The 9,541-nt window shown below is 59.2% G+C and carries 5 protein-coding genes; 4 read left to right on the forward strand and 1 reads right to left on the reverse strand.

Annotated features, from left to right (window positions below; translation table 11 throughout):
• Positions 1 to 1,428, forward strand: a 1,428-nt coding sequence (locus ABX749_RS10690) for a hypothetical protein (RefSeq protein WP_372895967.1), incomplete at its 5' end; no start/stop codon positions are given.
• A 95-nt stretch (positions 1,429 to 1,523) separates the two neighbouring features.
• Here the strand turns inward: ABX749_RS10690 and ABX749_RS10695 are convergent.
• Complete coding sequence (locus ABX749_RS10695) at positions 1,524 to 2,906, reverse strand: mechanosensitive ion channel family protein (RefSeq protein WP_372895968.1); 1,383 nt, start codon at positions 2,904 to 2,906, stop codon at positions 1,524 to 1,526.
• Positions 2,907 to 3,175: 269 nt separating this feature from the next.
• On the opposite strand from ABX749_RS10695, the gene ABX749_RS10700 reads away from it, so the two are divergent.
• The 3 genes from ABX749_RS10700 to ABX749_RS10710 all read left to right on the forward strand — a co-directional run.
• Complete coding sequence (locus ABX749_RS10700) at positions 3,176 to 6,964, forward strand: PQQ-binding-like beta-propeller repeat protein (protein WP_372895969.1); 3,789 nt, start codon at positions 3,176 to 3,178, stop codon at positions 6,962 to 6,964.
• Between the two features lie 313 nt (positions 6,965 to 7,277).
• Positions 7,278 to 7,844, forward strand: coding sequence for a hypothetical protein (locus ABX749_RS10705; RefSeq protein WP_372895970.1), 567 nt, complete (start codon positions 7,278 to 7,280; stop codon positions 7,842 to 7,844).
• Between the two features lie 276 nt (positions 7,845 to 8,120).
• Positions 8,121 to 9,541 (forward strand): hypothetical protein (locus ABX749_RS10710; protein WP_372895971.1); only part of this gene is annotated, 1,421 nt, incomplete at its 3' end.

The following is a 9,541-nucleotide window of genomic DNA, read 5'->3' on the forward strand; positions in this document are numbered from 1 at the left end:
TCGCTGGCGTTCACGTCGACGATCGCGAGCGAACCAACGCTCGATTCGCTGCTGCGATCGTTCCGCGACTATTCCGGCGCCACACTCGTCTTTCATCGCGATGAACTTCCGCCCGGTCGATACCACGACGTGCTCAAACCGCTCGACGATCGCGGGAAGGCACGCGCCGCGGCGATTTGTCTGCAGGAAGCAAAGATGTATCCGCCCAGGTATCTGGAAGAAGTCGGGCTAAAGACCGTCGGTGTCTTCGCCGCCTGCGCGTCAAAGAGAACGTCGGATCGAAATCGACCCTATGACGAACAGCTCCGCGGTTACCGATACTTTGGCGTCTACAACGGCAGCGACGCGATCGCCGCCGCCCTGTACAGCGAGGGACAATTAGCGCTCACGTTTCATCACGAGATCTTCCATCATGTCGACTCCACCGTAGACGGCGAAACGGCTTCGTGGCAATTGTCGAGCGACGATGCGTTTTACCGGGCCGCGATCTCCGGCAGCCGCCCCTACGTTGCGCCGCCGATCGCGGGCGACGACTTGGTGGCACTCCGTCAGCGTGCTTTCGGACTGACACTGAAAGACGCGGTCAGCCAATACGCCGCCAAGAACGCTCGCGAAGACCAAGCGGAAACGGCACGACACGTCATGAGCATGCTTCCCAACGCGCTGGTGCAGATCATCGACCAACCTGAACTCGCCGGCAGCCAGCGCATCATGCATGTGCTACGAGAGTACGAACAGTCGGTGCTCGATGGCCCAGGCCTCGAGTGGTTCGTCGACGTCGCACTCGAACGCGCCGATCGCGATCGAACGCCGGAAACGATTGAACAATTACTGACCCGCTTGCAAGACTATGCCGACGGCGGCCAGAGCGGATACGACGGGGTCGCCGATGCCCCACGCGGTGCCAGAACCGCCCTCCAGGCCATTGTGCGAGTGCCGCCCGAATCGGTCACCGCACGGCAGGCTGCCGAGTTGGTTGCTCTTGCCACCGAGATCACCGCGGCGTTGCTGAAGCAGCGGATTCGGCCCGACCCGTCCCAGCGACGGTTCGATATCTGGGGGCGAGAGGAGGCCGATGGCGTCAACCACACGTTGCGTCGTGACATCGTCCGGCTTGGCAACGACGCCAAACGGCTGAAATTAATTGCGCAAATCCATCAACAAGACTCTCTCGCGACGATCGATCAAGTGACACGTGCACAATTGAAGAATCTTCGATTGGTCGCGCGTTACTACATGTTCATTCAGTCCGGCTGGTCGGTCACCGAAGGCACCGAGAACGTTTTTGAATCGACGCGGAAGACGTTCCTCGAGTCGCTCGGTGACGATCGCGAAACGCTCTACGATCAGCTCAGGACGAGACAGCTTCCTGAGCTTTCCAGGCTGATTTCCAACGACGGCGAATTGCTAACACAAACGGGTTCCTAGAAACGCACCTCTCAGATTGATCGCGAGTGGGCAACGCGATGAAGCATTTTTCCCGTGTGATTTGCGGGGTTCGTTCCGCTACCCCTCAATCACGACTACTTCGCCGGCGCATCGACTTGGTGCACGTAGACGTCTCGTTGGGGGAACGGGATCGAGATGCCGGCTTCATCGAAGCGACGCTTCACGGCGCGAGTGACGTCGGTTTTGACCTGCCACCAATCACTCGTCTTGGCCCAGGGCCGACAGACGATGTTGACCGACGAATCCGCCAGGGCATGGGTCACGACGACTGGTGCGGGATCCTCCAAGACCAGATCGTGCGACTTGACCACCTCCAGGATGATCTGTTCGGCTTGCTCGAAGTCATCGCCGTACCCGATGCCGAATTCCATGTCGACGCGACGGTTTTCGTTGGCCGTGATGTTGGTGATGACGTTGTTCCAGATCGAGTTATTGGGCACATGGATCGTTTGATTGTCGAAGGTCCGGAACGTCGTGGAGATCAAATTCATTTTGTCGACCGTCCCCGTGATGCCGCCGGCGGTGACGACGTTGCCGACATCGAAGGGACGATTGACCAGGATCATCAATCCGCTGGCAAAGTTACTGAGCGTGCCTTGCAGGGCCAGACCGACGACCAGTCCGGTTGCCCCGATCGCCGCCACGATCGGAGTGATATCGATCTCCAGCGTGGTCAGTGCAACCGCAAACCCGATCACAAACACCACATTCTTGATCGAATTGGAAATCATCCGTTCGGCCAACTGAGAGATCTTGACCCTGCGATCGAGCACCCAGTTGACGCTCTTGGCGATGATTCGCGAGACGATGGCCGTGATCAGCAGTACGGCAACAAATTGAGCCAGATTCCAAGCCCAACGCTGACCGCCTTCCTTGGACAACAACCAACCGACAAACCCCGACCAAGCCGCTTCGATATCGGAGGTGTCCAATTCGATTCCCGAGACCGCGGCGATGTAGCTGCGATACTCTTCAACGTCGCCTCCCTTTCGTTCCAGCGACGTGAGCACGACTTCCAACCGGTCGCTCAGTGCCGTTCGCTCATCCTGAAGGACATTGACGTCTGCCAGCAGACCTTGCTTCGCCTCCGCCATCTCAACCTCGGCGCCGGCGTCGGCCGCTCCCGAACCCGTCGCCGCTCCGGCAGCGTCGGTCGCTTCGGCAGCCGTGGTTTCCAGATCGCTGATCACCTGCTTCACCCCCAAGCGAGCCTCGGCGATTTGCCCGCCCTTTTTTCGCAGCAATCGAAACCACGCGTCGGCCTCGCGTTGGAGCTCCGCTTTGGTCATCGGTTTGACCTTGATCTGCAATTGATCGATCGGGATCTGCGGGTCGTTGATTCGGACGGCGGGCGGGGAGGAATCGCTGCCGGAGTCGCCGGCCGACTGGGCCGATAGCGACACCGGCCACAAGGCGAAAATCGCGATCGCAACGAGAAGGGATCTGGAAAAAAACATTTGAAATTCCGCTTGATGTGTCGACGGCATCCGAATTGGAATGAAGATGCCTTCATTCTTAAGGTTTCGCGCTGATTGCCAAGTCGTTGCCGGGTAAGATGTCCGAGATCGGTGGCAGGAATACGTGACAGACAGCCTTTCCGCCCACCCGTCCTTCCTCCCGCCGTTGTCCGCTCCTGCCCTGTTTGAAAGGCCGAGAATGCGGACGGACCCTCAGAGCCAGCGCCATCACATTGGCGCTCCCGCCACTCACCCCTCCTGGAATTCGAATGACCGCTCGCAGGCTCGCGAACTACGTCTCCCACCTGGTCCTCCTGATCCTCCTGACGTCGTCCGTCGTTGTCGCCGACGACTGGCCGATGTGGCGATACGACGCCGCCCGCTCGGCTGCCAGCCCGAACGAGCTGGACAGCGAATTGGGCCTGATTTGGGAGAAACAGTTCTCCGAACGCACTCAGGCTTGGGATGATCCGCTGAACTTGGATTTGATGACCTATGACCGGGTCTTCGAACCGATCGTCATCGACGGTCGCCTGATCATTGGATTCAACGACCGCGATAAGGTGGTCGCGATGGATACCGAGACCGGCCGAGAGCTTTGGACGTTTTACACCGAAGCCCCCGTCCGCATGCCACCGGTGGGATCGGCAGGACAGGTCTACTTCACCAGCGACGACGGCTACCTGTACTGCGTCGATGCCGCCGACGGAACACTGCGGTGGAAATTCAACGGCGCGCCGAGTTCACAGCACGCGATCGGCAATCGGCGGCTGACCTCGGCCTGGCCGGCCCGCGGTGGTCCGGTCGTGCGTGACGACACCGTCTACTTTGCCGCCAGCATTTGGCCCTTCATGGGCACATTCATTTACGCACTCGATGCACAGACCGGCGAAGTCCGCTGGGTCAACGATCGCACCGGTTCGCAGTACATCAAACAGCCGCACAGCGCCCCGTCGTTTGCCGGGGTTGCGCCACAGGGGGCATTGGTGGCAACTGAGTCGCTGTTGATCGTGCCGGGCGGTCGCTCCGTCCCGGCCGTGTTTCAGCGCAGCGACGGTGAAATGCGTTACTTCGAACTAAACGCCGGGGGAAAAGGAACCGGTGGTTCCTTCGTCGCCGCGGACCACCAACACTTCTATGTTCACACGCGCAAGAAAGGAACGCGGGCCTTCACGCTGGACGACGGTGTCAAAACCGCGTTCATGCCCAATGAACCCGTGCTGCACGACGGCACGGTCTATTCCGCGGAATCCAAAGACGATCGCAGCCTTGTACGAGCCTACCGAGCCGATCAAAAACTGGATTGGGAAATCGAGGCCGACGGCAGTGGCGATTTGATTTTGGCGGACCACCAATTGATCGCGGCCGGGGCAAATCAGATCACCGTGATTCAATTGCCCGACGAAGACCGTCCCGCAAGGATCGTCAAGTCAATTCCGACCGACAAACCGATCGAGCGATTGATCGTTGCCGATGGCAAACTGTTTGCCGTCTCGATCGACGGGCACCTGCTGGCGTACGGTCGCCGCAGCAATAACACCTATCCGCGACGTGAGCAACTGAACTTGCTGCCGACGAGTCCACGGAACGCTTCCGACTCCGCGCACCGAATCGTTCGTGAATTACTGGCCACCGGCGATGCCTCCGGATTCGCGTTCTGGTTCGGTCGCTGCGACGATCCGACGGCAATAGCCCTGGCGGCCGAGTCACCCTTTGTACAACTGGCGATTGTCGACACGGATGCCGCCGCAATCGATCAGACGCGCCGACGTCTGGACGCCGACGGCCATTACGGCCGCGTCACGGTCCACCACGGCGATCCCCGATCATTCCAACCACCGAACTACGTCGCGAACATGGTATTCGTCGCGGATGCGGAAACGCTCAACGAAGCCGAAATCGAATCCGTCTATCAATCCGTACGCCCCTACGGCGGCGTCATGCATCTGCTCGGTCGCGACAACCAGGATGCGATCGCACAACGCGTCGATGCGATGAATCTGGAACAAGCCGTCGTCACGACCGGCTCGCACGGCGTGATCGTGCGCCGCGCGGGTGCCCTGCCGGGATCAGCCGACTGGACCCATCAATACGGCGACATCGCCAACACCGTCAAATCCAACGACTCCCGTGTCAAGCTGCCGTTGGGTGTGCTGTGGTTCGGGGGCAGCAGCAACATGGACGTGCTGCCGCGACACGGGCATGGTCCACCGGAACAGGTGGTCGGCGGCCGCTTGTTTATTCAGGGCATGAACTCGCTGAGCGCCCGCGACGTCTACACCGGCCGCGTCCTCTGGAAACGCGACTTCGCCGACCTGGGCACCTATGACGTCTACTACGACCAGACCTACGAGAACCTGCCGCTTGATCCGAAGTACAACCAAGTGCATATCCCCGGTGCGAACGCTCGCGGGACGAATTACGTCGTCACCGAGGACCGTGTCTACATCGTCGAAGGAAGCGTTTGCCACGCACTTGATCCGGCGACGGGAGAGTTGATCACCGATTTCCAGCTTCCACCGTTATCGACGGGCGCGCAAGAGCAGTGGGGTTATCTGGGGGTTTACAAAGACGTCTTGATCGGCGGCCTCGGATTCGCAATGTATCGCGAGCGAAACAATCTCTCCTTCGATTCCGACAAGAAACTGAAATCCAACAAAGCCGGTTTCGGATCCAAAAGCTATGATCGCGCCGCCAGCGTGGCGCTCGTCGGATTTGATCGGCACAGCGGCAAACAACTCTGGCAAGTCGACGCCCGTCACAGTTTTTGGCACAACGGAATCGTTGCCGGTGGCGGTAAAGTCTATTGCCTCGATCGCACGCCCAAACAAATCGCCGACGCGTTGCTGCGTCGCGGTCGGTCACGCAGCGACACCTACCGCATCGTGGCCTTCGACTTTCAGACCGGAGAGCAAGCCTGGGAAATCAGCGACAACATCTTCGGCAGTTGGCTGGGTTATTCCGAGCAACATGACTTGCTGCTCCAGGCCGGTGCCAAGGCCAGCGACCGGTTGGCCGACGAAGTCGCCGCGGGCATGGCGGTCTACCACGGCGACGACGGATCGGTGAAATGGAGCAATCCGTCGTTGCAGTATTCTGGACCGTGCATCTTGCACAACGATTTGATCATCACCAACGCCAACTCTTACTCCGAATCCGCCGGTGCTTTTTTCTTAGAAACCGGCAAGCCCAAGCTGCTCGAGAATCCGCTAACCGGTGAATCGGAACCGTGGAAAATCACCCGTGCGTACGGCTGCAACAACATCATCGCCAGCGAGAACCTGCTGACGTTCCGCTCCGGTGCGGCGGGCTTCTACGATTTGCTGACCCATTCGGGAACGGGAAACTTGGGCGGATTCAAATCCGGTTGCACAGCCAATCTGGTCGTTGCCAACGGCGTCTTGAACGCCCCCGACTACACCCGCACGTGCAGCTGCGCCTATCAAAACCAAACCTCATTGGCGCTCGTTCACATGCCGGAGATCGAAACGTGGAGCGTGCACAACGGCGCCTCGGACACCCGGCCCGGCGAAATGATTCGCAACCTGGCGATCAACTTTGGCGCCCCCGGCGATCGTCGTGACGAAGACGGCATGTTGTGGTTGGAACACCCCGTCGTCGCCGGCGATTCGCCACCACTTTCGGTCACAACGAACCCGGACACACGTTATTTCTCCCGCCACTCGTCCACCGCCCCCTTCGCCGATCGGCCGTGGGTCGCAGCCTCGGGAGCCGACGGCATCACGGAACTGCGGTTGGCCCTGGTGCTGACCGACAAAGACGATGCCCCCAGCGAGCAGCAGGAAGTGCGCGAAGCGAAACGCTACGCCATCGAACTGGTCTTTGCGGCTCCCGATCCGGGCGAGAAAGAGGTTCGGGTGTTTGACGTCCATCTGCAAAACAAACGCGTCGCCGAAAACGTCACGATCGACGGCGTCGACCACACCACGTCCACGCTGACGTTCCGCGACGTCGAGATCCGCAACGAATTGCAGGTCAACTTCATCGCCAAGCAAGGCGTCCCTGTCCTCTCGGGCATCAAGCTCACACGGCACTGAGACGCTGCACTGAGCATGCCGCACTGAGCACGCCGCATGGAGACTCGGGACTGGCGGTGAAATGTAAAAGCTTTCTGATTTTGGAGCTTTCGACCTCATCAGATCAAATGCACTTTGTTATCAAAAAAGGGTGTGAACTGGAGCCCGGACGTGGATCACTGGCCGGACCACTTTCTTCTGACACCTCGCTCAACAGGTTGGTGCAATGTTGTGTTCCTCCAAGTTACGCCACCGCTTGTTACACGCTGGGCTCGCGATCATCACGTCGCTCGTTAGCGGCGTCGGCGCGTCGGCCCAGTCACGGTCGACAGGCATGTTGAATATCGGCTTTGCCCATGACCCCGGCGTCGAGCACTACGATGGCGTCGTCGGATCAAGCGGAGACGTCTGGAACTTCGTCAGCGTCGGCACCACGGCCAAAGACTTCATGCGGCTGAGCGACATGCGTCCGAGCACGGCGCGTCTGCGCATTTCACGACACGACGGAGCGTGGGGGATCGCAGGCCAGTCGGGCGTTTTCCACGGCTACATCTATGACAATTGCCGCTGCAAGGATTTGGAAGTGACGATCCTGGATTTGGAACCGGGACGCTATCGGGCGTACGTGTATGCCCATGGCGACGCACCCGATCAGAACGCCAACATCGAATTGAGAATCGCCGATGAAAGCATCGGCAAAAAGGCGACGGCAAACGACGGCACCCACGGCTATCGGTCGCAGCCGATGACCGAAGGCATTCAATATGTGACATTCGACTTCGACGTTTGGCGTGGAAACGACGTCAAATTCATCAGCCATCGCGACGGAAGTTCCTATTCCATGTTCAACGCGATCCAGATCGTCCCGCTCCGTCGCGAATCCGATCGGAGCGTTCGGTAACGCCCCTTGGCGGCTCGGCTGCAAGATCATTTGACGCTACGCGGATTGAATTGGCGTTACAATGGGATCGGAGAATCGCGACTCATGCGACCATTTGGCCCAATACCGTTAAGTTAAGCGTCGTTTCCTTGGGTGAGGGCCCGTAGGCTCGCGCCAAACGGCTCATATTCGTTTGATATCAGCCGGTTCGCGCCAGCGTCCGGGCCCCTCATTGATGTTAACTTAGCTGTATTGCCCTTTGCCCCCATCCCTCACCGATACAGAAGCGGCGGAACGATGCGACGAACGTCCTCTCGAACGATTCGGTTGTCCTGTTGTGCGGTCGCGTCGGCACTGCTGGCACCGCTGCCGGCGCGGGCGGCCGATTACTTTCTGACCATCGGCGGCGGATACTCCCCGTCGGGCAACCAAGCGTCGCTGGAAAACAACGTGCTGTTTTTTCAGCGGGTGTTGGACGAGACGAATCTGGACCAGACGCACAACGACATCTATTTCTCCGACGGCAGCGCAAACGGCGCGGACGTACAGGTGATGGATCCACAAACGATTCCCAAAGCGAATCGTTTGATGGCGGAGTTCTTCGGCAGTCGATCATCACTGGGATTGTCGTATCGAAATCATCGCATCCCAGAAGTGCGCGGCAGCACACGACCGGAAAACATTCGCAAGTGGTTCGACGAAATCGGCGTCACGATGACCGCTGGCGATCGGCTGCTGCTGTTCGTCACCGCGCACGGCAACCGAAGTGCCGACTCGAAGGATCCGTACAACACGACGATCGCAACGTGGAATAATTCGTCGATCAAGATGCGGGAGTTTGTTAGCCTGCTCGATGGGCTTGCGGTCGGAGTGGACGTGGTCGCGATCATGGTTCAGTGCCACTCCGGCGGGTTCGCCAAACTGATCTACAACGGCGGTGAACCCGATCGGGGGCTTTCTCCGCAACGTCGCTGCGCGTTCTTTGCAACCGTGCACGATCGCCCCGCGGCCGGTTGCACACCGGAAGTCGACGAATCGAGCTATGTCGAATACAGCACCTATTTTTGGGCAGCACTGTCCGGCCGGTCGCGAACGGGCGATCCGATCAACCCGCCCGATTACAACCACGACGGCGTCGTTTCGTTCGACGAGGCCCATGCTTACACGATTTTGACCGCCGACACGATTGATTTGCCGATCAAAACCTCGGGCGAGTTTCTCAGTCAGTACAGCAAATTCGCGGAAGGAGATTCAGAACTTCTCTCCAACGAAGAATCGTATGACTTGGTACTCAGCCTGGCCACCACGACGCAAGCGGCGATCCTCGAAGGCCTGTCCGAACAGCTGAACCTGACCGGAAACGATCGCTTGGTCGACGCCTGGAAGGCGCTCGAGGAGGGACGTCGCCGCGGACGTTCCCGCCGCCGTGCCCCCGAATCGTCATCGGAACAGTTACGCAGAAAGATCGCCGGCGATTTGAAACGCAGGTGGCCGGAATTGGCCAATGTCGTCAATCCCGTTTCGATTGAATTGATGACGTCACGTGCTGGGGAGTTTGTGGCAGCGATCGAGAAGCATCGAGACTACAGACGGTATCGCGAACTGGCCGATACGCCCAAACCGGATTCGACCAAGCAAAACGTGAAGTACGATCGCTTTCTCCGGGTCGCCGACAACGTGCTGTTGGCGGAAAACCTGAGGCGACTGGGCGACGAAGA

This window comes from Stieleria sp., assembly GCF_041595215.1.
In the GTDB taxonomy this organism is placed as follows: Bacteria; Planctomycetota; Planctomycetia; order Pirellulales; family Pirellulaceae; genus Stieleria; species Stieleria magnilauensis.

Coding starts and splice junctions, on each gene's coding strand:
- ABX749_RS10700 (WP_372895969.1), top strand. CDS start 3,176: ATGACCGCTCGCAGGCTCGCGAACTACGTCTCCCACCTGGTCCTCCTG.
- ABX749_RS10705 (WP_372895970.1), top strand. CDS start 7,278: ATGTTGAATATCGGCTTTGCCCATGACCCCGGCGTCGAGCACTACGAT.
- ABX749_RS10695 (WP_372895968.1), bottom strand. CDS start 2,906: ATGTTTTTTTCCAGATCCCTTCTCGTTGCGATCGCGATTTTCGCCTTG.